This is a genomic window from Veillonella parvula (assembly GCF_032472435.1).
In the GTDB taxonomy this organism is placed as follows: Bacteria; Bacillota; Negativicutes; order Veillonellales; family Veillonellaceae; genus Veillonella; species Veillonella parvula_N.
This window is the reverse complement of record NZ_JAWEGM010000002.1, coordinates 418,966-445,102: the sequence shown is the minus strand read 5'-3', so window position 1 is coordinate 445,102 and position 26,137 is coordinate 418,966. Positions and strand designations below refer to the sequence as shown.

General features: G+C 40.2%; 24 protein-coding genes. 15 read left to right on the top strand and 9 right to left on the bottom strand.

The window, feature by feature from the left end:
- Positions 1-77: 77 nt before the first annotated feature.
- The 14 genes from E7A03_RS05100 (at position 78) to E7A03_RS05035 (ending at position 18,028) form a co-directional block, all read left to right on the top strand.
- A complete protein-coding gene (locus tag E7A03_RS05100) occupies positions 78-1,808 on the top strand; it encodes an S-layer homology domain-containing protein (RefSeq protein WP_287526786.1) in 1,731 nt (576 codons plus the stop codon).
- Between the two features lie 503 nt (positions 1,809-2,311).
- Positions 2,312-7,270, top strand: a complete 4,959-nt coding sequence (locus E7A03_RS05095; RefSeq protein ID WP_316073785.1) for an ESPR-type extended signal peptide-containing protein — start codon at positions 2,312-2,314, stop codon at positions 7,268-7,270.
- 516 nt (positions 7,271-7,786) lie between these two features.
- Positions 7,787-8,272 (top strand): GNAT family N-acetyltransferase, encoded by a 486-nt coding sequence (locus tag E7A03_RS05090; protein WP_004694271.1) that lies wholly within the window; start codon positions 7,787-7,789, stop codon positions 8,270-8,272.
- A gap of 208 nt (positions 8,273-8,480) precedes the next feature.
- Positions 8,481-9,230, top strand: a complete 750-nt coding sequence (locus tag E7A03_RS05085; RefSeq protein WP_024062049.1) for a DUF969 domain-containing protein — start codon at positions 8,481-8,483, stop codon at positions 9,228-9,230.
- Between the two features lies 1 nt (position 9,231).
- On the top strand, positions 9,232-10,161 hold the full coding sequence (locus tag E7A03_RS05080) for a DUF979 domain-containing protein (protein WP_316073784.1): 930 nt from the start codon (positions 9,232-9,234) through the stop codon (positions 10,159-10,161).
- Between the two features lie 115 nt (positions 10,162-10,276).
- Positions 10,277-10,930: a pyroglutamyl-peptidase I gene (gene pcp, locus E7A03_RS05075; protein WP_077707927.1), complete on the top strand. Its 654-nt coding sequence runs from the start codon at positions 10,277-10,279 to the stop codon at positions 10,928-10,930.
- A 306-nt stretch (positions 10,931-11,236) separates the two neighbouring features.
- Positions 11,237-12,352 carry a glutathione S-transferase C-terminal domain-containing protein gene (locus E7A03_RS05070; RefSeq protein WP_024062051.1) on the top strand — a complete coding sequence of 372 codons (1,116 nt, stop codon included), beginning with the start codon at positions 11,237-11,239 and terminating at the stop codon, positions 12,350-12,352.
- Positions 12,353-12,383: 31 nt separating this feature from the next.
- Positions 12,384-13,787 carry an MmgE/PrpD family protein gene (locus E7A03_RS05065; RefSeq protein WP_316073783.1) on the top strand — a complete coding sequence of 468 codons (1,404 nt, stop codon included), beginning with the start codon at positions 12,384-12,386 and terminating at the stop codon, positions 13,785-13,787.
- Positions 13,780-14,619, top strand: a complete 840-nt coding sequence (locus tag E7A03_RS05060; protein WP_021147573.1) for a transporter substrate-binding domain-containing protein — start codon at positions 13,780-13,782, stop codon at positions 14,617-14,619. Before E7A03_RS05065 ends, E7A03_RS05060 begins: the two co-directional genes overlap by 8 nt.
- Positions 14,620-14,674: 55 nt before the next feature.
- The gene (locus E7A03_RS05055; protein WP_004697693.1) at positions 14,675-15,391 is read left to right on the top strand and encodes an amino acid ABC transporter permease; all 717 of its coding nucleotides are present in this window, start codon (positions 14,675-14,677) and stop codon (positions 15,389-15,391) included.
- A gap of 6 nt (positions 15,392-15,397) precedes the next feature.
- Complete coding sequence (locus E7A03_RS05050) at positions 15,398-16,114, top strand: amino acid ABC transporter permease (RefSeq protein ID WP_004694252.1); 717 nt, start codon at positions 15,398-15,400, stop codon at positions 16,112-16,114.
- Positions 16,111-16,884 carry an amino acid ABC transporter ATP-binding protein gene (locus E7A03_RS05045; protein WP_004694249.1) on the top strand — a complete coding sequence of 258 codons (774 nt, stop codon included), beginning with the start codon at positions 16,111-16,113 and terminating at the stop codon, positions 16,882-16,884. The genes E7A03_RS05050 and E7A03_RS05045 overlap by 4 nt, the downstream gene beginning before the upstream one ends.
- 129 nt (positions 16,885-17,013) lie before the next feature.
- Positions 17,014-17,496 (top strand): GNAT family N-acetyltransferase, encoded by a 483-nt coding sequence (locus tag E7A03_RS05040; protein WP_278605107.1) that lies wholly within the window; start codon positions 17,014-17,016, stop codon positions 17,494-17,496.
- Between the two features lie 133 nt (positions 17,497-17,629).
- Positions 17,630-18,028 (top strand): hypothetical protein, encoded by a 399-nt coding sequence (locus E7A03_RS05035; RefSeq protein WP_278605106.1) that lies wholly within the window; start codon positions 17,630-17,632, stop codon positions 18,026-18,028.
- A 55-nt stretch (positions 18,029-18,083) separates the two neighbouring features.
- Here the strand turns inward: E7A03_RS05035 and rbsB are convergent, their stop codons facing one another.
- From rbsB to E7A03_RS04990, 9 genes are all read right to left on the bottom strand, one after another.
- Positions 18,084-18,986 (bottom strand): ribose ABC transporter substrate-binding protein RbsB, encoded by a 903-nt coding sequence (rbsB, locus tag E7A03_RS05030; RefSeq protein ID WP_101928634.1) that lies wholly within the window; start codon positions 18,984-18,986, stop codon positions 18,084-18,086.
- A 9-nt stretch (positions 18,987-18,995) separates the two neighbouring features.
- Positions 18,996-19,931 carry an ABC transporter permease gene (locus E7A03_RS05025; RefSeq protein ID WP_287517747.1) on the bottom strand — a complete coding sequence of 312 codons (936 nt, stop codon included), beginning with the start codon at positions 19,929-19,931 and terminating at the stop codon, positions 18,996-18,998.
- Positions 19,931-21,412, bottom strand: coding sequence for a sugar ABC transporter ATP-binding protein (locus E7A03_RS05020; RefSeq protein ID WP_278604803.1), 1,482 nt, complete (start codon positions 21,410-21,412; stop codon positions 19,931-19,933). The genes E7A03_RS05025 and E7A03_RS05020 overlap by 1 nt, the downstream gene beginning before the upstream one ends.
- 153 nt (positions 21,413-21,565) lie before the next feature.
- Entirely contained in the window at positions 21,566-21,979 is a 414-nt protein-coding gene (gene rbsD, locus E7A03_RS05015; RefSeq protein ID WP_004694238.1) for a D-ribose pyranase, read from the bottom strand.
- 188 nt (positions 21,980-22,167) lie between these two features.
- Entirely contained in the window at positions 22,168-23,058 is an 891-nt protein-coding gene (gene rbsK, locus E7A03_RS05010) for a ribokinase (RefSeq protein WP_278604804.1), read from the bottom strand.
- A gap of 341 nt (positions 23,059-23,399) precedes the next feature.
- Complete coding sequence (locus E7A03_RS05005; protein WP_278604805.1) at positions 23,400-23,726, bottom strand: type II toxin-antitoxin system RelE/ParE family toxin; 327 nt, start codon at positions 23,724-23,726, stop codon at positions 23,400-23,402.
- 4 nt (positions 23,727-23,730) lie between these two features.
- The gene (locus E7A03_RS05000; protein WP_278604806.1) at positions 23,731-24,012 is read right to left on the bottom strand and encodes a type II toxin-antitoxin system Phd/YefM family antitoxin; all 282 of its coding nucleotides are present in this window, start codon (positions 24,010-24,012) and stop codon (positions 23,731-23,733) included.
- A gap of 235 nt (positions 24,013-24,247) precedes the next feature.
- Complete coding sequence (locus E7A03_RS04995; protein ID WP_004694229.1) at positions 24,248-24,904, bottom strand: NAD(P)H-binding protein; 657 nt, start codon at positions 24,902-24,904, stop codon at positions 24,248-24,250.
- A gap of 108 nt (positions 24,905-25,012) precedes the next feature.
- The gene (locus tag E7A03_RS04990; RefSeq protein ID WP_316073782.1) at positions 25,013-25,534 is read right to left on the bottom strand and encodes a cysteine hydrolase family protein; all 522 of its coding nucleotides are present in this window, start codon (positions 25,532-25,534) and stop codon (positions 25,013-25,015) included.
- Positions 25,535-25,751: 217 nt separating this feature from the next.
- On the opposite strand from E7A03_RS04990, the gene E7A03_RS04985 reads away from it, so the two are divergent.
- Positions 25,752-25,997: a type II toxin-antitoxin system prevent-host-death family antitoxin gene (locus tag E7A03_RS04985; RefSeq protein ID WP_021147581.1), complete on the top strand. Its 246-nt coding sequence runs from the start codon at positions 25,752-25,754 to the stop codon at positions 25,995-25,997.
- The last annotated feature ends 140 nt before the right edge of the window (positions 25,998-26,137 follow it).

Genomic DNA, 26,137 nt, shown 5'->3' with positions numbered 1-26,137 from the left:
GGTGAGAGACGGAACATAGAGAGAATGAAAAATTGTATTGTAATTTGGATAATTTTTTAATTTAGTGAGGGTGTAAGATGAGAGAAATGAAACATTCCAAAAAATTAGCATTTGCTGTATTGGCTGCTGTCACTGCTGTTGGTGCGAATGTTAATCCAGTAGACGCTGCTTCTGTTGTAATGGACAACACTAATGTTGTTACAGGTGCTAATAATGCAGTTGCGTATGGTAGTGGTAATACTGTAAAAGAATCTGATGCAAACTTCCGTGATCGTGATTATGAAAATGAGCCAGATGATGCTACAAAGAGAACTGGTGACTGGAAAAGTAATTCTGTCGCTATAGGTGTTAACAATACTGCAGCAGGTACCTCTGCATTAGCAATGGGGAATTCTTCCAAAGCGTTGATGAATGAATCTATTGCTATTGGTCATTCTGCTGAAGCACAACGTACATGGTCTACTGCTATTGGTACACGTGCAAAGGCTTCCGAAGTTCGCTCACAAGCTATTGGCTATGAAGCACTAGCGTCTGGCTATAAATCTAATGCGATTGGTTCTAGCGCACAAGCAACCAATAATCATTCTGTTGCTATGGGTTCCTCTGCCCTTGCATCTGGTGATCATGCTCAAGCATTTGGCGCAGGTGCACAGGCAACTAACGTGCGTTCTAATGCTTTTGGTTCTGATGCAAGTGCTACAGCTGACTACGCTATGGCGATTGGTGATCATGCAAATGCAACACATTTAAACTCTATCGCTTTAGGTACAGGTTCCACTACAAGCGAAGCTACAGCACAAAGTAGTGCGACAATTGCTGGTCATACATTCGGTGGCTTTGCTGGCGTAGGTTCCGCAGCTAATGGTTCCGTGTCCGTAGGTAAAGCTGGTGCTGAACGTCAAGTTAAAAATGTTGCGGCTGGGGAAATCTCCGCTACTTCTACAGATGCTGTAAACGGTAGCCAATTATATTCTGTAGCCAATGACTTACAAACACAAATCAACAATTCCACACCTGGTCAAATTAATAACAATATCAAAATCTTGACTAATCGTGTTGGTACTGTTGAAAGACGGGTTAACAAAGTAGGTGCAGGTTCCGCTGCATTGGCTGCATTGCATCCATTGGACTTCAACCCAGATGACAAATGGACAATTGCTGCTGGCTATGGTCACTACCATAATGCTAACTCCGCTGCATTGGGCGCATTCTACCGTCCTAACGAAGATACAATGTTCTCCGTTGGTGGCACTGTAGGTACTGGTGAAACTCAATTGAACGCAGGTGTATCTATTCGCCTTGGTAAACGTTCCCCTGAATCCCGTTCCCGCGTAGCTATGGGTCGTGAAATTGCTGAATTGAACGCACGTCTTCAAGATATGGAAAACAAATATAATAACTTGTTACAAATCTTGACTCCACATGCAATTGATCCAAGCAAAACTGCTGAATTCCCAGACGTTCCTCGTAACCACTGGGCTTACCAATATATTAGCCAATTGGCTGGTAATGGTATCCTTGTTGGCTACCCTGATGGCACATTCAAAGGCGATGTTAAGATGACTCGTTACGAATTCGCTACAATGTTGTACCGTGCACTTCAAAATGGTGCTCCTATTGACGAAAACATGAAACGTGCATTGAATGAATTCGGTCCTGAATTACAAAATATTCGTCTTAACCACTTCCGTGTTGACCGTATTTCTGGTGATGATAACGATCGTCATAAAACTGAACGTGTTCGCGTTAACAATGAGCCTAAAAACGAACGTGACGTATACGGTTCCCGTATATACAATAATCAATAGGATTAACTTTTCTAGAGTTTGTAAAAGCTCAAAACAGGATGTATCTTTGATACATCCTGTTTTTTTGTCTAATATGCTTTTGTATTATCTTATATGTTTTTTTTGAATACGTATTCTACTTTTAATCAAAAAAGATTTGTGAGATAAATGTCCCAATATTTGACGAAGCCTCTTTTATGTTCCTTTTCAGATGTTTTTCTTTATGTTATAATGAAATTTAAAAAAAAGACTGCCTTGATTTATATGGTTTTTCTGCGAAACTTTTACAAATCAAAGTAGCCTTATTTTGTTTTCTAGCACTATAAATAGAATTGCATAATAATTAAGATTTTGGGGTTCTTGAATTATTATTATAATAATAATGTAATAATGATTTTAAAATATATACTTACCTGTTTTTGAAGAGTGTTTTTGGCAGAGAGTATATATCTTTTATCTTAATATATATAGTGTATTTTTAGTGTAATTAGTTAGTGTAACAGAAAAAATTTAGGAGGAGTGTTATGAACCGGATTTATAAAGTCATTTGGAGTCGGGTGAAAAAATGTTATGTGGTTGTTTCGGAATTTGCTAATAATCGTGGAAAAATCAGCGGAAGTGGTGGAATGAGTGCGTGTACGGTTTTATGTGCACTTGCATTGGCGGGAAGTATAGCACTGCCATTGAACACTGTTCATGCAGTAATTCCTGAAGGAACAGGATCAGGTATGTCATTGGGAAATGGAACTGAGACAGGATCTGATCCTAATAATGTGGCAATAGGCGGTTATGCTAAGTCTTTAGGTACAGTTGCTTTGGCGATAGGTGCTCATAGCAATTCTTCAGCTCAATATTCGACTGCTCTTGGTGGAGGCTCAAATGCTACGGCTCAAAATGCTACTGCTATTGGTGGCGTAGCATATGCATCAGCTAAAAATGCAGTTGCTGTAGGTGCAAATGCTAAAGCTTCTGGAGAATATGCTGCTGCTATTGGTGGAGACGCAAAAGCGGATAAGACTCATGCTATTGCTATTGGTAGCGTTGCTCATGCTCAAGAAGAATCTTCTTTGGCGATGGGGAATTTAGCGAAAGCTACAAATACCTATGCTTATGCAATTGGTGGTAATGCGCAGGCAAAGGGAAGATGGTCCATTGCTATGGGGACGAATGCGGTGGCTGAAGATGATGCTAGTGTGGCGATTGGAACATGGTCAAATGCTACGAGTGGGCAGTCTGCAGCTGTTGGCTATCAAGCCAAAGCAAAAGCTTTAGGAGCAACGGCACTTGGTAGACTCACGAATGTTACTGCAGTAGATGGCACTGCCATAGGGTCTTCGACTTCTGTTACTGGATTAAATGGTACTGCGATAGGTAATAAGGCTAACGTAACAGTAAAGAATGGTGTAGCTATCGGTACTGAAGCAAATGCAAAGAATGAAAATGCTGTAGCTATTGGTTCTGGCTCTGAAACCGCAGCAGCAGTTGGTACTGCGTCTGAAACGGTCAATGGAGAAGTACATAATTTTGCAGGCATTAATCCTAGTTCTACAGTGAGTGTTGGCAAGACAGGTGTAGAGCGTACCATTACTAATGTGGCAGCTGGGCATCTTTCTGCTACATCTACCGATGCTATAAATGGTAGCCAATTATATGCGGTGAATACTGAAGTGAATAAAGGCGTAGTGTATGCAGGAGATGTAAAGGTTGCAGGAGCTACGGATAATAAATTTACTCAAAGACTAGGTGCACAAACTAATGTTGTTGGCGGGGTAACAGATGTATCTAAATTGAGCGACAACAATATTGGTGTGGTATCTGATGGAATAAATACGCTGAATGTTAAATTGGCTAAAGAACTTAACAATCTGACTAGTGTAACAACTGGTAATACGGTTATGAATACTGACGGTGTGACTATTACCGGAGGTCCAAAAATCGTAAAAGATGGTATTAATGCGGGGAACAAACAGATTACAGGCGTTGCTAGTGGTGGAGATGTAGTTACAAATGGTGCTAATATCGGAGATATTAACCGTATCGTTGATGCAAAGGATAAATACGTGACCGGCGGTACCGCAACTTATCAAGCTAATGGTGATGGCATTGCAAATCTAACCGGTACAAATGGTTTGATCGCTAATGTGACAGGCCTTAAAAATAACTTTGTTACAAGTGGTAGTGTATCCAATGATGGTAAAACTTTGACATTGGAACGTAACGATACAGGTAAAGTCAATGTCGATTTGAGTAATGTATTTACCGAAGTGGGAAAAGGGGACTATCGTTTGGTAGCAAACCCTGATCCAAATAGCCAAGGTAAATATAAAGTTGACAGTGATGGCAACATGGTATTGACTGTAGCTAATGATAAAGGCGATAAAAAACAAGTTACATTGACAGATATCGCATCCAAAGTACAACAAGATACCAATACAACGAATATCACAAATATCAATACTACTATTGCAAAAGGATTGAACTTCGCTGGTGATACTGGTACAGATATTAATAAGCAATTGGGTGATAAGTTATCTATTAAGGGTGGTGCTTCTGCGGACTTGACAGATAATAATATTGGTGTAGAATCTGATGGCACTCAACTAAATGTTAAACTTAAAAAAGATATTAACTTAGGGCCTGATGGTAGCTTGGCTATTAATGGGAAGACTTATGTCAATAAAGATGGTTTGAATGCGGGTGGTCAAAAAATTACTAATGTAGCAGCAGGTACTGCTGGAACTGATGCTGTCAATGTGGATCAATTAAATGCCGCCATTGGTGGTACAGCCAAAGCAACAACTGTAAAAGCTAAAGATGCTAACGTAACCGTTACAGAAGGAGTTAACGCTGCTGGCGGTAAAGAATATACAGTTGGATTAGGCGATAAGGTTACTCTCGGTTCAGATGCTGATAAACAAGTCGTTGTAGATGGTACTACTGGTACGATTACAGCTGGAAATAAGGTTACAATTCATGGTACAACAGGTGATATTAAGGCGGGAATAGTTAAAATAACTGGCGCCGGTACGGTAAATGAATTGACTAACCGTATATGGGATATCGATAATCCTACAGTTGTACATGGTCAAGCAGCAACAGAAGACCAATTAAAATATGTTAGTGACGGTGTAAAAAATAATAAAAATGATATTACAAATATCAATAAAACCATTGTAAAAGGCTTAAACTTCAAAGGCGACGATACAACTGTTATCAATAAACAATTAGGTGAACAGTTAGATATCAAAGGTGGTGCCGATACTAATAAATTGTCTGATGACAATATTGGTGTAGTATCTGCAAATGGTGCGCTTAATGTTAAATTAGCAAAAGAATTGAAAAATCTGACTAGTGTAACTACCGGCGATACCGTTATGAATACGGATGGCTTGACTATAAATGGTGGTCCTAAGATTCTTAAGAACGGCATCGATGCAGGCAATAAGAAGATTACTAATGTAGCGACTGGCACTGATAATACGGATGCAGTAAATGTTGGTCAACTGAAAGACGCTATTGCAGCAGGTAAGACTATTCTTAAAGATGGTAAAAATACAACTGTTGAAGGTGATGGCTCAGCTGCTAATCCTTACAAAGTTAATGTAAATGATGATCTAGTCCTTGGTAAGAAAGGTATTGATGGCAAAGACGGTTCCATCGGAGTTAACGGTAAAGATGGTTCAGCTGTTGTTATCAATGGTAAAGATGGATCTATTGGTTTGAATGGCAAGGATGGTAATAACGCTATTTCTATCAAGGGGGGCGAGGGAAAATCTGGTATTGATGGCAAAAATATTACTCGCTTAGTAATCGAAGAAAAGAATGGCGACAAGCATGATGTTGCAACTTTAGATGACGGTATGAAGTATGGCGGTGATACAGGCGCTGTTATCAAGAAGAAACTTAACGAACAAGTGAATGTAGTCGGTGGTATTACCGATGTAAGTAAATTGACTACTGATGACAATATCGGTGTTATATCCGATGGTGATAGCAACTTAAAAGTTCGTCTAGCTAAGGACTTGAAAGGTTTGAACAGCGTAACTACCGGTGATACTGTTATGAATACTGATGGATTGACTATTAATGGTGGTCCCAAGATTGTTAAGACTGGTATCGATGCGGGTGGAAAGAAGATTACTAATGTCGCTGACGGTACTGATGTTACAGATGCAGTAAATGTGAGTCAATTGAGTAAAGCGGTAGCTGGTGCTACAACAAAACTAGAGAATGGTAAAAATACAACAGTAACTTCCATAACTAATAATGATGGATCTAAGACTTATAAAGTAAACCTCAATGATGATATTACTCTTGGAACAGATCCTAATAAGCAAATTTCTATTAAGGGTTCTGAAGGAACAATACAAGCAGGTAAAGTAACTGTTAATGGCACAGCTGGTACAGTGAATAATTTGACTAATAAGACCTGGGACCCTGCTAACATAACTAGTGGTCAAGCGGCAACAGAAGACCAATTGAAGGCTGTAGCTAATGGGGCAGGTAAATACTCTTCCGTATCGGAAGGTAACAATATTAGCGTAATTAAAGGGACAAATGCAATTGGTGGTGTAGATTATAAAGTATCTGTAATCGATACACCGACATTTAAATCTGTAACAACTGGTAATACCGTAATAAACAATAATGGCTTGACAATTAAGAATGGTCCTAGCATCACAGAAACTGGTATCAATGCAGGTAATAAGAAAATCACCAATGTTGCAGCAGGTACGTCTGATACGGATGCCGTTAATGTAAGTCAATTAAAAGAAATCGGTGGAAATATCAAGAATATTGATAGTCGTATGAATAGGGTTGGTGCAGGGGCAGCCGCATTGGCAGCACTTCACCCTCTAGATTTCGATCCTGATGATAAATGGGATATCGCTGCAGGCTATGGTAACTACAAAGATGCTCATGCAGCTTCAATCGGTGCATTCTATCGTCCAAATGAGGATACTCTATTTAGTGTAGGTGGTTCCTTCGGCGGCGGTGAAAATATGTTGAACGCTGGTGTTAGCATGAAAATCGGTCAAGGCAATCATGTGTCTACTTCTAGAGTAGCAATGGCGAAAGAAATCAAAGATCTTCGTGCTGAGCTTGAAAATGTGAAGGGCATACTCATGAAGGTTTCTGAGGGGAAACAGCTCAACTCCTTGGATTTGGATAAGATGCAACTTTTCCCAGATATACCTGAAAATCATTGGGCATACGACTATGTGGCGACATTAGCAGGTAATGGTATTATTGTGGGGTATCCAGACGGTAAATTTGGTGGAGATCGTATGATGACTCGTTATGAAATGGCTGCATTAATTTACAGGGCTATTCAAAACGGTGCTGTCGCCGATGATCAAATGGTTAGAGCGCTTAAAGAATTCCAACCAGAACTTGAACGTATTAGAGTAGATACTATTTCTAAACATAAAGATGGTACTCCTGATATTCAACGTGTTCGCGTTATTAAAGGTCGCGGTTAATAGAATCGAAAGATTTTCATATGAAAAAAATCTGTTTTATTGTGATTGGATGTCCAATGATAGGGCGTAAGTATATCATTTATAACGTATAATTTTAAAAGTGTTTTAAAAAGATTTTGAGTTATGTCTCCTTATATGTATAATACTACTATTAAGGAGACATAATTTATTTTGTCTATCCGTCAAATATTACAATTTTATCTTACGAGTATTCTTTGGCATCAATCATTTTATGGTTGGTGTCATTCTTTTTGATTAAAAATAGAATACGTAATATAAATCTATCAATATGGCGTAGTTGATAACTTATTTGTCTCAATAGTTTTATCTTGTTATTAGTTTCTTCTGTGTATATATTATGGTACTACATATGAGATCCTCTTTATAGATATTATAATTTCATATAATATTTATGTAATTATATTGCAAATAAATACATATAGGTGTATAATTACTTTCACAAAGTGAATTAATATACGTAGTTTGTGAATAAAATATAGATATGAGGGAAAGACCATGAAAGAATTTAGACAATTAACAGTAGCAGACACAGCAGAATATCATAAGGTACTAATCGACGGTTATGCAGCTATAAAAGACTATCCTATTAGCTTCGACGCTATTGATTTTACGGAAGAGGAATCTAAGGAGTGGATTGAAAATTATCCTGTATACGGCTTGTATATTGATGGGCAATTAGTTAGTTCTATTACGTTTTGTATGCCTTGGGTGAAATACTCAACACCGGATAAATATCCGCATATTGCTCATTTTGTAACAGCACCAGCTTTCAAAGGCAAAGGGTATGCACGGGAAGTCTTGGGCTATGCAGAGGAGCTTTTAAAAGAACAGTTTAAAACGCATATTGTTACATTAGGAACGGCTAAGGAGCATCCGTGGTTGCCTAAAATGTATGAATCCTTTGGGTTTACGGCATATGATAAGGTTCATTTTAGAGGAAAACAGCATACAACTATATTATTTAAGAAAGAATTAAATTAATTAAGAAAGCGTTATATTAATTATGTAAATTACCTTGTACTCTATTTGAGTGTTTTATGCTCTGATCGCAGATCAGGGACATTCACTAAATTTAGATACAAGGTATTTTTTTGTGTAAGATTATGACTATTCAGTATATAATATATACATATAACGTATCTTTATGGTTATATGTGTTATGGATGATTTGTAGAAAGGATGTGACCATATGTTGATTTTGTCTGGTATTTTAGTGATGGTCATCGGTCTGATGCTGCGCTTTAATGCCTTGTTAGTTGTCGTAGCCGCAGGCTTTGTAACGGGCCTTGCAGGTGGTCTCAGTATTAACGATATCGTTGGTGCTATTGGAGAGGCCTTTGTTAAAAATCGTTATATGTCATTATTTATTTTGATTTTACCTGTTATCGGTCTTATGGAACGTCACGGCTTGCGTGAACGGGCAGAAATTTTGATCAGTAAGATCAACGCTGCTACGGCAGGTCGTATCTTTATGATTTACTTATTTGTGCGTCAAGTAACTGTAGCCTTTGGCATTAACATGTCCGGTATGGTTGCTATGGTTCGTCCATTGATTGCTCCTATGAGTGAAGCTGCGGTAGCTCAAGGCCGTCCAGTATCTCAACGTACGCTTGATAAGGTGCGCGGTGTGGCTGCTTCTGCAGATAATATAGGTAACTTCTTCGGTCAAAACTTATTCCTTGCTGCTGGTGGGTTATTACTCATCAAAGGCGTTATGGAACAATTAGGTTATTCTGTAGAATTAACAGATATGGTATTGTACGGATTGCCAACTGCTGTTTGTGCCTATATCGTTAACTTTATTCGCTTTATTATCTTTGATAAAACAATTCAAGCATCTGTAGCTCGTGACGAAGCGGATATGAAAGCTGGTAAATTAGTACCTAATGAGTTAAATATTCTTGTTACACCAGAAGAATTGAAGAAGGAGGCTGAATAATATGTTAGAAATATTCTATAAAATGCAGCCCTTAGATTATGTATATCTTCTCGTAGGGATTATTCTATTTATCTTTGCTATTCAATCATTTCTAGATAAAGAACATAAATATCGCATTGGTACAGGCTTATTTTGGCTCTTATATAGCGTATCCTTTATCTTTGGTTCTTATCTCTCCAAGGAAATTAATGGTTGGCTTGTCATTGCTATGGCGGCTATTGTATTAGTAAAACAACTCGGCAAAGGCCATTACTTTGAATCTCCTATCGAATTCAAAAAAGGCGAAGCTGTTCGCATTGGTAATGTTATCTTCGTACCAGCGTTACTTGTTGGTATTATTACATTCTTCATTGGTTTCTTTACTAAGTTAGGCGCTCTTGTTGGTCTAGGTATTGCCGCAATCATCGCTATGTGTGCTGCTCTTTTTATTACAAAGGGCGAACTTAACCAAGGTTTCCATGAAGGTCGTCGTCTTATCGATGCTATCAGTTGGACTGCTATTTTGTCCCAGTTATTAGCGGCTCTTGGGTATCTATTTAATTTGGCTGGCGTTGGTAAACTTATCTCCAGTGCAGTCGCAAGTGTAGTACCAGCAGATAATGTATTCCTCGTTGTTGTGGCTTACTGCATCGGTATGGTTATCTTCACAATGATCATGGGTAACGCCTTTGCTGCATTTGCGATGATTACAAGTACCATCGGTATCCCAATGCTCGTTGTAGCTCATGGTGCGAACCCTGCGGCTGTTGGTGCTATAGCAATGCTTGCAGGCTATTGCGGTACTTTGATGACACCTATGGCTGCCAACTTTAACATCGTACCGGTAGCGCTCCTTGAAATGCGCGACCAATACGGCGTTATTAAAGCACAACTTCCAATTGCATTGATTATGCTCGTATTGAATATTCTATTAATGTATTACTTTATTTAACCCTTTTCTGTGAAAGCACGATATTCTTATGAGACTGTATGATATATCCTTCTAAGATTATGTATCATGTTTGATTATTCTAATGAACCATAAGATATCGTTATGAGGTAGTGTGATGAAAACAATTTTAATTACCGGCTTTGATCCATTCGGCGGTGAACCTATTAATCCGGCTTGGGAAGCGGTCAAAACAATGGATGGTTATACTGATGGTGATTACAAGGTAGTGACACAAATGGTTCCTACCATTCGTTATAAATCTGTTGATACTGTAAAAGCAGCGGCTGAACAGTGCCAACCAGATTTCATTCTATGTGTAGGTCAAGCAGGTGGTCGTCCTGATATTACAGTGGAACGCGTTGCTATTAACTGTGACGATTTTCGCATTCCAGATAATGGGGGTAATCAACCGGAAGATGAGCCTGTTGTAGCCGATGGCCCTAGTGCCTATTTTGCGACATTGCCCATAAAAAATATCGTCAACGCGTTACATCAAAACGGTATTCCTGCTAAGGTCTCCAATACAGCGGGAACCTTTGTATGCAATCACTTGATGTATGGTGTATGTCACTATGCCGCGCAAAAGGGCAATATTCAGGCGGGCTTTATGCACATCCCATACTTGCCATCCCAAGTGGTGGATAAACCAAATCAACCTAGCATGGCTGTTGAAACTGTACGTGCCACATTGGAAACCATCGTTCATGTATTAGCTCATGGTGAAAGTTACAAGGCACAAGATATTAACTATACAACACCGCACGAATAAAAATATTATCAATACTAGTGTTTATTCAATACACATAATGTTTACTTAACATATAATATTTACATTTACATAACGCATAATTAAAAAGCTCGAGTTATATCTTAGAAATGATATAGCTTGAGCTTTTTAATTTTTAATGATCATTATAAAAATAAAAATACCTACTATTGACATAGGTTTTTAAATAATATAATATAGGTTTATATTCATATTAAGTTAGTAGGAATAATTGAGGTATACAACAGAAGCTTTTACCATAAAAGGTGGAATAAAGCTCATGGGGATGACCTCTATAAGGAGTATAGAATGAGTGAACATGTAGATGTAAGTAACATTAAGGATCCTACCATTGCAGCGGCTCGGAAAGAGGTTGAGTTCCAACGCGCTATGAATCCTTGTCCCATCGATTTTTCTGAGTTTCAATCTAGTAACCCTCGTTCTCAAGGGGAGCAGAAGGAGTATGAAGGTAAAGATGCATCGAATTTTAACCGTCGTCAAAAATATTCTGATAGTGAAGAGCCTCAATTCACAACACCTTTTGGCAGTGAACCAGGGTTTTTACCTGTAGAGAAAGATCGTTATCGTCTTGTATGGTCTAAGCATTGCCCTTGGGCTCACCGTATTGCTATTGCCATCGATTTGCTCGGACTAGATAAAGTGATTTCAAAAGGTACGGTTGATCCATTGCGTCCTGCAGGTGTAATTGCAGACTGGTTCTTTACCCTTGATAAGGATGAGAAGGACCCTGTATTGGGCATTCACTCCTTAGGTGAAGCGTACCGCAAAGGCGACCCTAACTACGATGCACGCTCCACAGTACCGGCTATCGTAGATGTTACAACAGGTGCGGTAGTAAACAACGACTACCATGCGTTGACTACTGAGTTGGCATTGGGTTTTAAAGATTTCATCTCCCCTGATGCGCCAGATATTTACCCAGAAGAATTGCGTGCTGACATCGATGCATTGAATGTTATCATCTACGCTGACTTCAACTTGGCTGTAAACTTGGCAGCTCTTGTAACAAACCAAAAAGATTACGAATATTACTATGATCGTATCTTTGCTCGCTTAGATTGGCTCGAAGAACGCCTTAGCAAGCAACGTTACTTGATGGGGGATACCATTACAGACCCTGATATCCGTATTTTCCCAACATTAGCGCGCTTTGATCTCGTGTTCTACCAAAAATATTTGGTGAATAAAAAACGCCTCGTAGACTATCCAAATCTTTGGAACTATGCGAAGGATTTGTACTCTAATCCAGCATTCGGTGGCACAACAGACTTCGACTCTATGCGTAAACGCTTCTACTATGTAGACCATACGCCATTTGAAGACCTACCACGCCTCGTTCCAAAAGGTCCAGACGACTCCATTTGGTTAGAACCAAATGACCGTGCTGAAAAATTTGGTAAATAATAGATTGTATAGATAACTGAAAGGGGGCCCCATGGATTTAGTAACACAGACGATTGTGAACCACATAGAACAAACGGATGTGACGAACCGTGAGGACCTCCTGTCAGTGGCTCGCATTGCTTTTCTAGATTATTTGGCATCTCTAGCGCCGGCTGAGACGGAACAGGCCGTTCAAGATTTGGCTCGGTTCATCGGGACTAATGGAGAAAACGTATCTAAAGCCGATAAAGCTTTGTATTATGGCTTTGCCTCCCATTATTTAGATTCTGATGACGCCCAGGCAAATCTAGCAGGTCATTTCAGTACTGTTTTATACTCTGCTTTACTGGCAGTGCTCGAGCCGACGGATACATGGCACGAATTCTTTCGGGCCTATATCATCGGTGCCGAGTTAGAAGGGATTATTGGTTCCCTTATCAATCCTGCCCATCGGACCCAAGGATGGCATTCTACGGGGACCGTTGGTGTTATTGGGGCGGCGGCCGCTATAGGCGCTTTGCGAGGCCTTCATGGTGAAAGCTTGGCTCAGCTCCTGTCTTTGGCTGCTACTCAATCGGCGGGCATGTTCTTTCAAAGTGGCACAGATGGTAAGCCGCTCCATGCGGGACTGGCGGCACGCAATGGCGTATGGGCTTACGAACTGTTACAACATACATCACTGCGAACAAGTACAAAACCATTTGACCCTGAACGGGGTTGGTTTAAAACTATCGGTAATATTACCGTTACATCAAATGACATTGCTAGCCGTTGGCTAGCACCAGGACAACTCATTGATCCTGGTTTGTGGATGAAAGTTCACCCGTATTGCTCGGCAGCCATTTGTGGCGCTGAAGCAGCAGAAATCGTGGTACATAGACTATATACATCTTCTTCGTATGTGTCTAAACACAACTACCTTTCACCAGATACAGAGGAACAAGATCAATGTAGATTATGTACCACCCCCGATTTCTCCCTTTGGGATGAGATAAATCGAGTGACTGTTCACTTCCCACCTGGTGCTGATGCGGCATTGCGTTATACATCGCCAACAACAGGTCGAGAAGGGCAGTTTTCCATAGAGTACATCGTGTACCAAGTCCTCGCGTATGGGTCGGTACAGGATGAGTTGTTCAAGATAGATGCCATAGACACAGATGTACGAGACTGTATGTCGCGCATAGAGCGTGTCTATGACTTGCCGAAGGTATCTCAAACAGAGCGGATTACGAAAGTAACCGTTACCTTGAAAAATGGAGATACTTTCACAGAAACGGTGAATAATCCTAAAGGATCGCCGAAGAATCCTCTTACTATGGAGGATATACGCATTAAATTAGGTCTCACCTTGGAGGCTGACCAAATAGATAGAGTTATTGAGGCTTTTACCCATACAGATAAGGTAGAGTCATTCCTGCAAACATTGCGAAAAGAAGGAGTTTTACATGTTTAATACAAAGAAATTAACGAAATTATTCGCCATCGGCGCGTTGGCACTAGGCGTGCTTGTCGTAGCTGGTTGCGGTGACGATACATCTAAGGACGCAAAGGTAAATCCTGATGCTAAAGTAATTAACGTAGCTACACGCGGTACAGTTCGCCCCTATTCCTATACAGATGATAATGGCAACCTTACTGGTTTTGACGTAGAATTGTTGAAAGAAATTGAGCGTCGTAATCCAGACCTTCACTTCAACTTCAAGCCAATGGCCGTTGATGCTGCCTTTGTAGCAATGGATGCAGGCCAAGTGGACATGATTGCAAACCAAATGCGTCGCAACCCGACACGTGAAGCAAAATACTACTACACAAATGAGGTTAACAACTACTCTACACGTAAATTAGTAGTTAAAAACGATCGCAACGACATCTCTAAATTGGATGATTTGAAAGGCAAGAAAATCGCCGTTACTACATCCTCTGAGTTCAACGAGTTAGTAAAACAATTCAACGAAACAGCAAATCCTCAAATCGAAGTTATCTATACAGATAAAGCAGGTGCAGAAACATTAAACCTCGTTGCTACAGGCCGTGCTGATGCAGCAGGTGAGTATGAATACGTAATTAACTCTGCTATTAAAGACCGTGGCTTGCCACTTAAAGCCGTAGGTGATGTATTGGCCGTAGTACCAACTTATTTCTTGTCTAAACGTACAGATGACATGAAACAAGTAAACGAAAAAATCGATAAAACTATGAAAGAAATGCGTGCAGATGGTACGTTGAAAAAACTTTCTGAACAATATCTTGGTGGGGATTACACATTCGATCCAACACAAAAATAACGGATAGGCCGCCTTGGCGGCCTTATTCTATTATGTCTAGAAGCGAGGTGTTACTGTGGGCAAGTATTTTGATGTGTCCTACATGATCCAAGCGTTTCCACAGCTCTTGAATTATGTGCACGTAACGGTGCTTATCACCGTTATTTCTGCCATCTTAGGTGTTATTTTGGGCTCTATCATAGCCATCATTCGCCTCAAGAAGGTACCAGTATTAAACCAATTATTTATCGTATTTATCTCCTTTATGCGGGGCACTCCGTTCTTGGTACAGCTCTTCCTTATTTACTTTGGGGTACCAGAAATCATGTCCCACATGGGGCTTAACATGAAAAATGTGCCAGGCCTCGTATTCGTATACGCCGTATTTACATTGCACATTGCAGCTTACAGCGCTGAAATCATGCGCTCCAGTATTGATGCGGTGGCTCCTGGTGAGAAGGAAGCCGCTAAAAGTCTTGGTATGACCGAGTTCCAAAGCTATGTGCGCATCATCTTGCCGCAGGCTTTCACCATGAGCATTCCACCGTTGACGAACCTCGTTATCGGCATGTTGAAAGGGACGGCGCTCATTTTTAACGTCGGCGTTGTCGATATGATGCGTAAGGCGGACCTCATGGGCGGCAATAGTCAGCGCTATCTTGAGCTATTCGTCGATGCGGCCATCATTTATGGTATTCTAATTATCATCGTGTCTCTCTTGGGCCGATTGCTTGAAAAACGTTTTACCGTTGCGGGCAAGGAAACGCAACGCATTTTGATCAGTGAGGAGTAGGGGCGTATGGGACATATAATCGATTCAACCTATATTTATGGCACCTTCTTTGCTGTCATTCCTTATGTGAAAGTTACCCTCATGATTACCTTCCTCAGCGTTGGTTTGGGTACAATCCTAGGGTTATTAAGTTGCGTGCTACAACAAAATAAAGTGCCTGTGCTCAGTCAGCTCAGCTACCTATATGTATTATTGTGCCGTAGTATTCCGAACATGGTTCTCTTATACCTCGTGTACTATGGTTTACCAATTCTATTCCTCGCGCTAGAGGATCAAACAGGGGTGCATGTGCCCTTTGAAAAGGTGCCAGCTACCTTTGTAGCCGTTGTAGGTTTAACCTTGCACACAGGAGCCTATTTGAGTGAAATCTTCCGGGCTGCCTTACAATCGGTACCGAAAGGGCAAATGGAAGCGGCTCAGGCCATCGGTATGACTTGGTTCCAAGCGTTCCGTCGCATCGTATTGCCACAGGCTACAGTCTTTGCGTTGCCACTATTTACAAATCAGTTCCTTAACACCATGAAGAGTACGAGTATCGTATTTGTCATCACAGTTATTGAACTATTTGGCGCTGCAAAGTTATATACAGAGGAAAATTCACAATATTTTGAGGCCTACATCGTGGTGGCCGGTCTATTCTGGGTGATGGGGATTGTATTTGAATTTATCTTCCATCGTTTAGAAATCTATGCAAGCAAGTATAAACGAGGTAATGCATTATGATAGATATTAAACAAGTTCACAAATCCTTCGGGAACCGTGAAATTTTAAAGGGCATCGACTTACATGTGCCAACAGGGTCTGTAACGGTTATCCTTGGCCCATCCGGTAGTGGTAAGACGACATTCCTTAGAACGCTTAACTTCCTTGAAAAGGCCGATGCAGGGACAATGCAGTTAAATGATATTTCTGTAGACCTCCATAAAGCGTCTAACAAGGAAATCTTAAACGCACGCCGTAACACATCCATGGTGTTCCAATCTTATAACTTGTTCTCTAATAAGACCGTTATTGAAAATATTATGGAAGGCCTTGTAACGGTTAAGAAGATGAAGAAATCTCAAGCCCGTGAAATCGCACAACGCTTCCTCAAGGAAGTAGGCATGGAAGGCTATGATGATTACTATCCGGTACAACTTTCCGGTGGTCAACAACAACGTATTGGCATCGCTCGTGCCCTTGCGATGGACCCAGAGGTTATCCTCTTTGACGAACCTACATCAGCCCTCGATCCAGAGCTCGTAGGTGAAGTATTAGCTGTTATACGCAAGATTGCGAAAGAGCTCAAGGTTACGATGATTATCGTAACTCACGAAATTGGCTTTGCCAAAGAAGTGGCTGACCAAGTCGTATTTATGGAAGGCGGCGTCATCGTAGAACAAGGGGATCCTAAGGTTGTCCTTGAACATCCAACAGAAGAACGAACACGCAAATTCTTGAGCCGTTACCTTACACTAGATAGCGAACAGCCACTAGATAGTGCAGCTTTATAAATAGTACTGCTCTATAAAAATACTGCTCTATAAATAATGCAGAGCATAATAATGCGTGCTATCCTAGTAATATAGAAATTCATGGCGACCTAATATTTTTAGAATTAGGTCGCTTTAAACGAGGTACATATGAAAGAATTTAGACAATTAACCGTAGATGATGCGGCTGAATATCACGAGGTGTTAATTGCAGGATATGCGGAGAATAAGAACTACCCTATATCCTTCGATGCTATTAACTTTAGCCCAGAAGAATCTCGGGTGTGGATCTTAAAATATCCTGTATTTGGTCTCTACGTAGATGGCTCCTTGGTATGCTCTATTTCATTCCGCATGCCTTGGATTCCAAAGGCTACACCAGACGTATATCCCCACATTGCACACTTTGTGACGGCCCCTGAACATAAGGGGAAGGGCTATGCTCGTGAAGTCCTTGCCGAAGCAGAAGACCTATTGCGCAACGTATATAAAACACCAGCCGTAACACTAGGTACTGCTGCAGAACACCCATGGCTTGCCAAAATGTATGAAGGCTTTGGCTTTAAAGAATATAAACGGAAACAACTACCTGGAAAGGTACATACGACCATATTCTTTAAGAAAACACTGTAATAAGAACTCTAATTTTAAAGTCCTACCATACAAATAGCGACTAGTTAAGATAATCAACTAGTCGCTATTTTATTTTTACATATAGTTACGTTATAATAAATGAAATTGTTTTTGTCTGTGGAGTGTGAATAGTATGTATGAAATCGTAAATGAACCAAATTTAACAATAGCCTTTGATATGGATGTGGAGCTATCTGAATTTGGTGTGTTTGGCGTATATATTAAACGAGGCTATAATATCTGTTCCGGATGCATTGATCCTAGCGACTGGTCCGGAATTCGCAAAGGCTATCAAGAATTGGTTAATTTGTATGAGAACTGTAAAGGCAAAGCAACCTTTACCTATGTATTAACTGGAGAAGGGGATACTCTAACATTCTCGTTAGATCAAAAGGGTGCTTTGACGATAGATGTTACTATCTGTACTACTTATAATTACAAATGTAATATGACAATTGAAAGTTTAGATCAAACATATTTGCCAAAGTTTATTGAGTTTTTCGAAGCATTTTTGGAACGAGAGCCAAAATAAAAAGAGTCGCATCCTAATGATGCGACTCTTTTTTGTACCCAGTTTCTATTTACAATTATTTTGTAACAACTTTAAGATCTACAGGGATTTTAGCTTCTACAGCTTCGCCTTTGATCACTTTTTGAGCTGTATCAATAGCGATTTTACCCATTTGGTCTGGTTGTTGAGCAATTGTTGCAGCCAATGTGCCGTCTTTAACAGCTTTGTCTGCATCAGCAGTACCATCAAAGCCTACGATGAAGATTGTTTTGCCTGCGGATTTAGCTGCTTGGATAGCGCCCAATGCCATTTCGTCGTTATGAGCGAAGATAGCTTGTACGTCAGGGTTAGCTTGCAGAATGTTTGTTGCTACGTTCAAACCTTTTGTACGGTCGAAGTCAGCACTTTGTTTTGCTACTACTGTTAAGTCTTTGTCCGCTACGTTGTGGAAACCTTGGCCACGTTCACGTGTAGCGGAAGCACCAGGGATACCTTCGATTTCTGCAACTTTTGCAGCTTTGCCTACTTTATCAGCGATAAGTTGTGCAGCCATTTCGCCGCCTTTAACGTTATCGGAAGCGATGTGAGCTACTACTTTGCCTTTGTCAGCAGAGCGGTCAACAGTGATTACAGGAATGTTTTTAGCATTTGCTGCTTCTACGGAAGTAGAGATAGCTGCAGAGTCTACAGGGTTGATAATCAATACGGAAACGCCGCTTTCAAGCAAGTCGGAAATATCGTTTGCTTGTTTTGCAGGGTCATTTTGAGCATCAACGATTTTAACTTTAAGACCAAGCGCTTTAGCTTGAGCCTCAACGCCTTCTTTCATAGTTACGAAGAATGGGTTGTTCAATGTGGAAACAGAGAAGCCGATTGTGCCGGATTTTTTGTCGCCGCCGTTATCAGCGCTTTTACCACAGCCTGCTACAAGACCGATAACCATGATAGCCATCGCCAACAGTAACAATAGTTTTTTCATAGGAACCTCCTAGGCTTTCTTGCGGTCTGCAAGAACCGCCAATAAAATGACAATACCTTTTACAACTTGTTGATAGAAACTGGAAACGTCGAGAATATTTAACCCGTTGTTGAGGGTACCGATAATTAAGGCACCAATTAATGTGCCAACGATATGACCACGACCACCAGCAAGGCTTGTGCCGCCAAGAACTACGGCTGCAATAGCATCAAGTTCGTAGCCTGCACCTGCTGTAGGTTGTGCAGAGTTAAGACGAGAGGTGATGATTGCACCGGCGATACCACAGAGCATACCTGTTAAGGCATACACGAAGATTTTAACGCGGTCAATCTTGATACCAGCAATGTAACTTACCTTTTCACTACCACCTACGGCGTATGTTTTGCGGCCTAAGGATGTGCGGCTCAATACGAACCAGAGGATGATGAAAGCTAGGAACATTGTGATAGCTGGAACTGGAAGGCCTGCAATATCCCCTTGGCCAAAGCCATGGAATAGAGGGTCTTGCGTAAGGCCGGAGATTGGGTTACCGTCTGTGAATACCAATGTCGCACCACGGTAGATGGTCATGGTCGCCAAGGTAGCGATAAATGGAGCTACGCGGCCATAGGTGATAACGAGACCGTTAATACCGCCCAATACGAGGCCCGCACCTGCAGCTAAGAAGATAGCCAATACAGGGTCAGTACCAGTTACAATGAGGTTTGCCATCACTGCACTGGAGAGGGCGAGGATGGAACCAACGGATAAGTCGATACCGCCAGTTAAGATGACGAAGGTCATACCGAAGGCGATAATCGCATTGATGGATACTTGGCGCAACAAGTTACGCAAGTTAGAGAATTCAAGGAAACTGTCGTTCATGACAGAGATAATGATAAATAATAGGATGAGGCCGATGAGGGGGCCTAATTTTTTTACATATTGCAGAGCTTTGCTGTCCATTATTGTCCTCCTGTGGCTAATGTCATAATCGATTCCGGTGTTGCGTCGCTGCGATCCAAGATACCTGCTACGCGACCTTCATGAATGACCATGACGCGGTCACTCATGCCGAGTACTTCCGGCAACTCAGAGGACACCATGATAATGGACACACCATCGTTCGTTAATTCGTTCATTAAATCATAAATATCACGTTTCGCACCGATATCGATACCGCGCGTAGGTTCGTCCATGATGATAATGGATGGCTTTTTACCAACCCATTTAGCGATGACAACCTTTTGTTGGTTACCACCAGATAGGGATGATGCGGGCTCGTGAATGGATTGAGTTTTAACGCCCAGTTTTTTAGACAATTCGTCAGCAAAAGACGTAAGTTTGCCCTTATCTAGTACATGAGAGGGGCAAATCTTGCCAAGGTTCGGCAATGTAATATTGGAACCGATGGAGAAATCGAGGATCAGGCCTTCGCTCTTTCTATTTTCTGTGATGAAAGCAATGCCTGCCTTGATGGCATCTTCTGGTTTTTTACAGTTGAGAACGGAGCCGTTTACTGTTACGGTACCACCTTTGTGTTTATCTACACCGAAAATGGCGCGCATAATTTCTGTACGGCCAGCGCCCATGAGACCTGCTACGCCGAGAATTTCCCCTTTACGCAAGGAGAAGGAGATGTCGTTGTCAAAACCTTCTGGTTTGAGGTTATCCACGCTCATAACCACATCGCCCGGTGTTGTAGTACGAGCAGGGTAGAACTCGTCGATGGAACGGCCTACCATGTGACGTACCACTTCGTCTACGGAAATATCAGATGTTGGTTTAGTGATAATTGTGTGACCATCACGCATAACCGTAATTGTGTCACATTCGCTAAATACCTCTTCCATGCGGTGAGAAATATATACGATAGCAACGCCGCGTGCTTTCATTTTGCGCATCATGTTGAACAATGTCGCCGTTTCACGCTCTGTAAGGGCTGCTGTCGGCTCGTCCATGATGACAACCTTCGCATCTAACATCAAGATACGAAGGATTTCCGTCATTTGTTGGTGACCAACGGAGCAAAGGCCTGCTTCTGTTGTGAGTGGCAATTCGATGCCTAGTTCGCGGCATGTATTTTCAGCCTCAGCGAGCATCGCCTTTTTATCGAGCATACCAAATTTGTTGCGCTTTGGTCTCATTAAATATAGATTTTCTAACAATGTTAAATTTGGCCAAATGTTGAGCTCTTGGTGGATGAAGGCTACACCGTTCAGCTCGGCCTCTCTTGGGTTCGGGAAGGTGCGCTCTACGCCGTCGATGGTAATCGTACCAGCGTCAGCCTTGTGAATACCGGTGAGGATATTCATGAGGGTGGATTTGCCGGCCCCATTTTCGCCCATCAAGGCGTGAACCTCGCCCTCTTTGAGGGTAATACTTACATCGCGCAGTACTTGGTTTGTACCAAATGCCTTCGCAATGCCTGACATAACAATTTCCATAACTACTCCTATATGACTGATGAAAGTATCTCTTGATATATGTAATAGATTAGATGTTTAGATAATCTTTGAAAACTAAGCTATCTAATTTACATAAACTGATTTATAGGTTCAGTTCCTTAACGTATAAACTTAGTTGGTTAATCTATTATTTTAGGGACGATCGCTGAAAATACAATCGGCACGTAAGATAATGTTCGCATACGGAGATGTTTCACCAGTTCTAATAATGCATTTGCATTGTTTCGTGGCTTCTTTGAAAGCATCGTGGCTCGTTTCAATCCATTCGTATTGATCAGATGGGAAGGTAGACTCTAAGAAGGCGTAAGCCTTAGGATTATTTTCTTTAATTTCTGTTGCCACATGAATCGCTTCGGATTTCATATGTTTAGCGATGATGGATACTACTTGCTCAAAGCTAGGTACACCAAAATCCAAGGCTAAGTCGATTTTTTGAACCCCTTCAGGTACCGGTAAGCCACAATCAGAGATACAAATTGTATCTGTGTGACCAAGATCTGCCAAAACCTTAGCAATATGGCTATTTAAAATACCGTGTCGTTGCATAAATAACTCCTTATCTATTCCGATGACTAAGGCTTTAATGCCTTAGTCATTAACTCCCTTTGTTATATAGAGGACAGTTGCATTCATTGCTTGAAGAACGTATAGTTTGGATTGAATAGGCCTTTCAAAGCGACTTTGGCCCTGCGAAGGCAGACCCGGTCAGTGGAGCTTTGAAAGACCGGTTCAATCTATACGTGTTCTGCTAAGAATGCAGCGACCTCGTCTTTTGTTGGCATGCCACCTTGAGCCCCCAAGCGTTGGATGGAGAGGGCCGCTGCTGCATTGCCGTAGTGTAGAGCGTCGGCTAAGCTTTTACCATTAACGATAGCCGTTGCAAAGGCACCGTTAAATGTATCGCCAGCACCTGTTGTATCTACGGGCTCAACCTTGAAGCCTGGTGCGATGTGGATTTCACTGTTGTCCGCATATCCTACACCTTTGCTACCAAGGGTAACGATGATTTTGTTTTCGTTAGCTAGTAAAATCTCCTCTGTAGATTGGTTAGGGTAGAGCGCAGATAACTCATGTTCGTTTGGCGTAATATAGGTTGCTAATTTTAACCATTCCGAATCGAGGTCGGCTGCAGGAGCAGGATTTAAGAGGACTTTCACATTCGCCTCGTGACAACGACGAACGATGTATTCAATAGTTGGAATAGGAATCTCGTTTTGAACCATTACAAGATCGGCTTGCTCAATGGCAGCCCAAGCGTTATCAACTATGGATTTGTCGACCTTAGCGTTAGCGCCGGCAATAACGATGATACTGTTATCGCCTTCCGCTAATGTAATGTGTGCTGTACCGGTTGTAGTATTCGGTACTGTAACGATGTAATCTGTATTGATGAAATTTTCTTTTAAATTATCTATAATCATATGGCCGTATGCATCTTCACCGATACAGCCGACCATAGTGACCTCTGCACCTAGACGAGCCGCAGCCACCGCTTGGTTTGCTCCCTTGCCACCGTGAGCGATGTGCAATTCGTTGCCCATAATTGTTTCTCCTGCAGTAGGGCGTTTATCCGCGAGGACTACAATATCCATGTTGCAACTGCCAATAACAACAATGCGATTCATAATAACTCCTTAATAAGCCTCGGCCCTAACTGGGACTAAAAATGACTATCATTTATTTTTATACATAAAACTTAGAGTGTTTTATACGATAAGTTGCATATATAAATATAATTGATAATCAAAGAGGCATTTGCTTTCACATACCTATAAGTACATATTAATCATTTATTAGTATAGCGTAAATACGTGAGTTTATCTATATAAATATCTATAAAATGTAGGAATAAAAAAGGTATACCCAAAATCTATGTTACATGAGTAAAAATGTACCGAATAGATTTTGGATATACCGCTTTGAATGGTTATTTTATTATTGAAAAAGTATTGGTTAAGATCAAACGTTATAATCCGTTTAGTATATTTACATAATCTTGTCGCTGATCAAGTATAGAGATTAAATAAATAGTTTTAGTTTTCTCTACAACTGTGTAGAAAATAATAAGTTTTTCTAAAATCAACATTCGAAAGTCGCTGTCATTAAGTGCTCTAATTTTAGGTGTAGTCCCCATATATGGATGGTTCATAAGATTTGAAATTGAATTTTGAATATTTTCTTTTACTTGTATAGCTGTTTCTTTTGAAAACTGCATAGTTATATAAAGTATTTGTTGATGTAGCTCTTTATTGAACTTTTCAGTAGGAATGATTGTGTAGGTTTGGGATTTCATAGAGTTACCCCATTTGATCTAGCATTTTATCGATACTGTTGAAAGCTTCATCAAGTGTAGTGGTGCGACCTTGAATGATATCGTTTTGTCCTTCTACAAGAGAGGATAATAATTCTATTTTTGACTTTAACATATTATATGTATTATAGCCGAGACTTACCGTATCTCCACGACCATTTACAGTAATAATGGCAGCCTCATCTTTAAGTTGTAAGGATTTAGAAATTTCAGGATACTTATTTCGTAAATCAGAGGATGGACGAATTGTTTCGCGTAATATTCCCATAGTTATCTCCTTATAGTTTTAAAAGTATTTGTTCATCATTCTTATACTGCAATTATATCATTTAAACGATATAATTGCAGTATACAAATATATATGAGATATTTAATTCAAATGAGGTTAACTAGATACTTTAATCATAAAATGATATATAAAAAGACTATCTTCAAGCGCATTGAAGATAGTCTTGTATTGGTATATAGTATTTTCTCTTTTTTACTAAATATTTATTTATATATTAGTGAAAGCTTGGTTTGTCATAGTGTGTACCTGGTTCACCTACGCCGATGCTTGTGCGATGGAAAGGAGTCTCATCCGCAGCATGTAAGATATCAAAGATGGCTTTTACTACTGCTTCGCGTGAAACTTGGGCATCGTTGAATTGAGCTCCTTCAGGGATGAGTTCGTAATCGGTTTTCTCTGGATCATTGTAGAGCCATGTAAGGCGCAAGATGGTGTAATTTAAGTTGGATTCGCGCAATACGTTGCGTGCTTGGCGCTCACCTTGAACATAGCTAATCGGCAAGTTGTCGAAGGTCCATTTTTCAAGTGCTACAGGGAATTCACCAGAAAGTCCAGCCATGGATACACCGATAACACGGCGTATATTTTTGCGGCTCAACGCTTTCACGATGGACGCCATATCACTGCCAGACTCCATAGCACCTACAAATACAACCTCCGCATTTGTTACAGCTTGTTCTAATTTACCTGGATTTTGGAACGAACCTTCAATCACTGTAACGCGTTCATGGTCGATAATCTCTGGAGGTATACGTGTTTTCAACTGACGACCATATAATGTAATGTGCATATCTGTATATGTTAATAGTGTAGCAGTCAACTTTTGAGCTATTTGGCCCGCAGCTCCTAAAATCGTAATATACTTATACATAAAAAAGACCTCCTATGTTCGGGCATAAATATTTAATGAAATTTTAACATACATATATGACAAATACGTGAGAAAAAATTATAAAAATCTTTGTATTATTTTCGTAATTTAATTGATGCTTAACATTTCATTTGTTGTTTTTAGCTGTGCAAATCGATTCCGCCAAATCTTTTCTTTGTAAAAGGATAGGATTTTATCTGCTGGTAGATGTTCATTATCAAAGGTTGAGATAGCATCTTCGATAATGGTGATTTTATAACCATATTCAAAGCCTACTTTTACAGATGTATCAATGCAAAATTCCACCTGCATTCCTACGAATGTTAAATTGGTAATATTTTTTCGGTTTAAATATTCCTTTAATTCAGTGTCCTTGAAGATGCTATTGTAATATTTATTGAAGATTGTTTCGTTTTCTTGTGGTTTTAATTCGTGATAGACTTGCCAATTATCGCTACCGGTTGCTAATAAGCCTTCATCTTCAGAATGTCTGATAAAAATGACTTCTATATTTTGATCTCTGAAATGTTGAATGATTGCTTTTGTATTTGAGATAAAGTTTTTGGCATTGTAAGGGTTTTCCTTAACTAAACCTTCTTGTATATCGATTACGATTAATGCTTGTGCCATGATATATTTCCTTTTTTATTCGTAAATAAGTATCTATGCGCATTATATCATAAGTATATAACAAGAAAAGGAAGAAAGAAGTATCATAGATGTTGATAGTAATTTTAAAGGGTGCTGTAAAATTTAATGTTGAATTTACGCGATAATTTAACTACAATAGTGATAAGATATTAGAAATATGAGTAGTATATCACTATAGTACTCTGGAGGTGATAGTATGCCGAATATAAAACCTATTTCAGATTTACGAAACTATTCTGAAGTTTTACGTGATGTTACTATAGATAGTCCCGTATTCTTAACTAAAAATGGTAGAGGCCGATATGCAATTATGGATATTCAAGATTATGAACGTCTAATGGCTACGATAAAACTTATGGGCGCTTTAGAGACAGGACGTAAATCTGGTGAAGAACAAGGCTGGATTTCATCAGAGCAACTAAAGAGTGAATTGGGGATTTAATTATGAATAATCAAATTAGCTATGCACCAAAAGCACTATCATTAATAGATGGTGCTTTTTTTATGGGCTTTACTTGAAGTCCCTTGATAGTTTCTAGGCTTTCACAAATTCTCGAAGAATGTTAAAATAAATCCATATAT

What these genes read in the sequence shown, in the direction of transcription:
- E7A03_RS05025 (WP_287517747.1), bottom strand. Translation starts at nt 19,931, where the DNA reads ATGGACAGCAAAGCTCTGCAATATGTAAAAAAATTAGGCCCCCTCATC.
- E7A03_RS05035 (WP_278605106.1), top strand. Translation starts at nt 17,630, where the DNA reads ATGTATGAAATCGTAAATGAACCAAATTTAACAATAGCCTTTGATATG.
- E7A03_RS05000 (WP_278604806.1), bottom strand. Translation starts at nt 24,012, where the DNA reads ATGGGAATATTACGCGAAACAATTCGTCCATCCTCTGATTTACGAAAT.
- E7A03_RS04990 (WP_316073782.1), bottom strand. Translation starts at nt 25,534, where the DNA reads ATGGCACAAGCATTAATCGTAATCGATATACAAGAAGGTTTAGTTAAG.
- E7A03_RS05060 (WP_021147573.1), top strand. Translation starts at nt 13,780, where the DNA reads ATGTTTAATACAAAGAAATTAACGAAATTATTCGCCATCGGCGCGTTG.
- pcp (WP_077707927.1), top strand. Translation starts at nt 10,277, where the DNA reads ATGAAAACAATTTTAATTACCGGCTTTGATCCATTCGGCGGTGAACCT.
- rbsB (WP_101928634.1), bottom strand. Translation starts at nt 18,986, where the DNA reads ATGAAAAAACTATTGTTACTGTTGGCGATGGCTATCATGGTTATCGGT.
- E7A03_RS05045 (WP_004694249.1), top strand. Translation starts at nt 16,111, where the DNA reads ATGATAGATATTAAACAAGTTCACAAATCCTTCGGGAACCGTGAAATT.
- E7A03_RS05005 (WP_278604805.1), bottom strand. Translation starts at nt 23,726, where the DNA reads ATGAAATCCCAAACCTACACAATCATTCCTACTGAAAAGTTCAATAAA.
- E7A03_RS05080 (WP_316073784.1), top strand. Translation starts at nt 9,232, where the DNA reads ATGTTAGAAATATTCTATAAAATGCAGCCCTTAGATTATGTATATCTT.
- rbsD (WP_004694238.1), bottom strand. Translation starts at nt 21,979, where the DNA reads ATGCAACGACACGGTATTTTAAATAGCCATATTGCTAAGGTTTTGGCA.
- E7A03_RS04995 (WP_004694229.1), bottom strand. Translation starts at nt 24,904, where the DNA reads ATGTATAAGTATATTACGATTTTAGGAGCTGCGGGCCAAATAGCTCAA.
- rbsK (WP_278604804.1), bottom strand. Translation starts at nt 23,058, where the DNA reads ATGAATCGCATTGTTGTTATTGGCAGTTGCAACATGGATATTGTAGTC.
- E7A03_RS05095 (WP_316073785.1), top strand. Translation starts at nt 2,312, where the DNA reads ATGAACCGGATTTATAAAGTCATTTGGAGTCGGGTGAAAAAATGTTAT.
- E7A03_RS05020 (WP_278604803.1), bottom strand. Translation starts at nt 21,412, where the DNA reads ATGGAAATTGTTATGTCAGGCATTGCGAAGGCATTTGGTACAAACCAA.
- E7A03_RS05100 (WP_287526786.1), top strand. Translation starts at nt 78, where the DNA reads ATGAGAGAAATGAAACATTCCAAAAAATTAGCATTTGCTGTATTGGCT.
- E7A03_RS05085 (WP_024062049.1), top strand. Translation starts at nt 8,481, where the DNA reads ATGTTGATTTTGTCTGGTATTTTAGTGATGGTCATCGGTCTGATGCTG.
- E7A03_RS05040 (WP_278605107.1), top strand. Translation starts at nt 17,014, where the DNA reads ATGAAAGAATTTAGACAATTAACCGTAGATGATGCGGCTGAATATCAC.
- E7A03_RS05065 (WP_316073783.1), top strand. Translation starts at nt 12,384, where the DNA reads ATGGATTTAGTAACACAGACGATTGTGAACCACATAGAACAAACGGAT.
- E7A03_RS04985 (WP_021147581.1), top strand. Translation starts at nt 25,752, where the DNA reads ATGCCGAATATAAAACCTATTTCAGATTTACGAAACTATTCTGAAGTT.
- E7A03_RS05070 (WP_024062051.1), top strand. Translation starts at nt 11,237, where the DNA reads ATGAGTGAACATGTAGATGTAAGTAACATTAAGGATCCTACCATTGCA.
- E7A03_RS05050 (WP_004694252.1), top strand. Translation starts at nt 15,398, where the DNA reads ATGGGACATATAATCGATTCAACCTATATTTATGGCACCTTCTTTGCT.
- E7A03_RS05090 (WP_004694271.1), top strand. Translation starts at nt 7,787, where the DNA reads ATGAAAGAATTTAGACAATTAACAGTAGCAGACACAGCAGAATATCAT.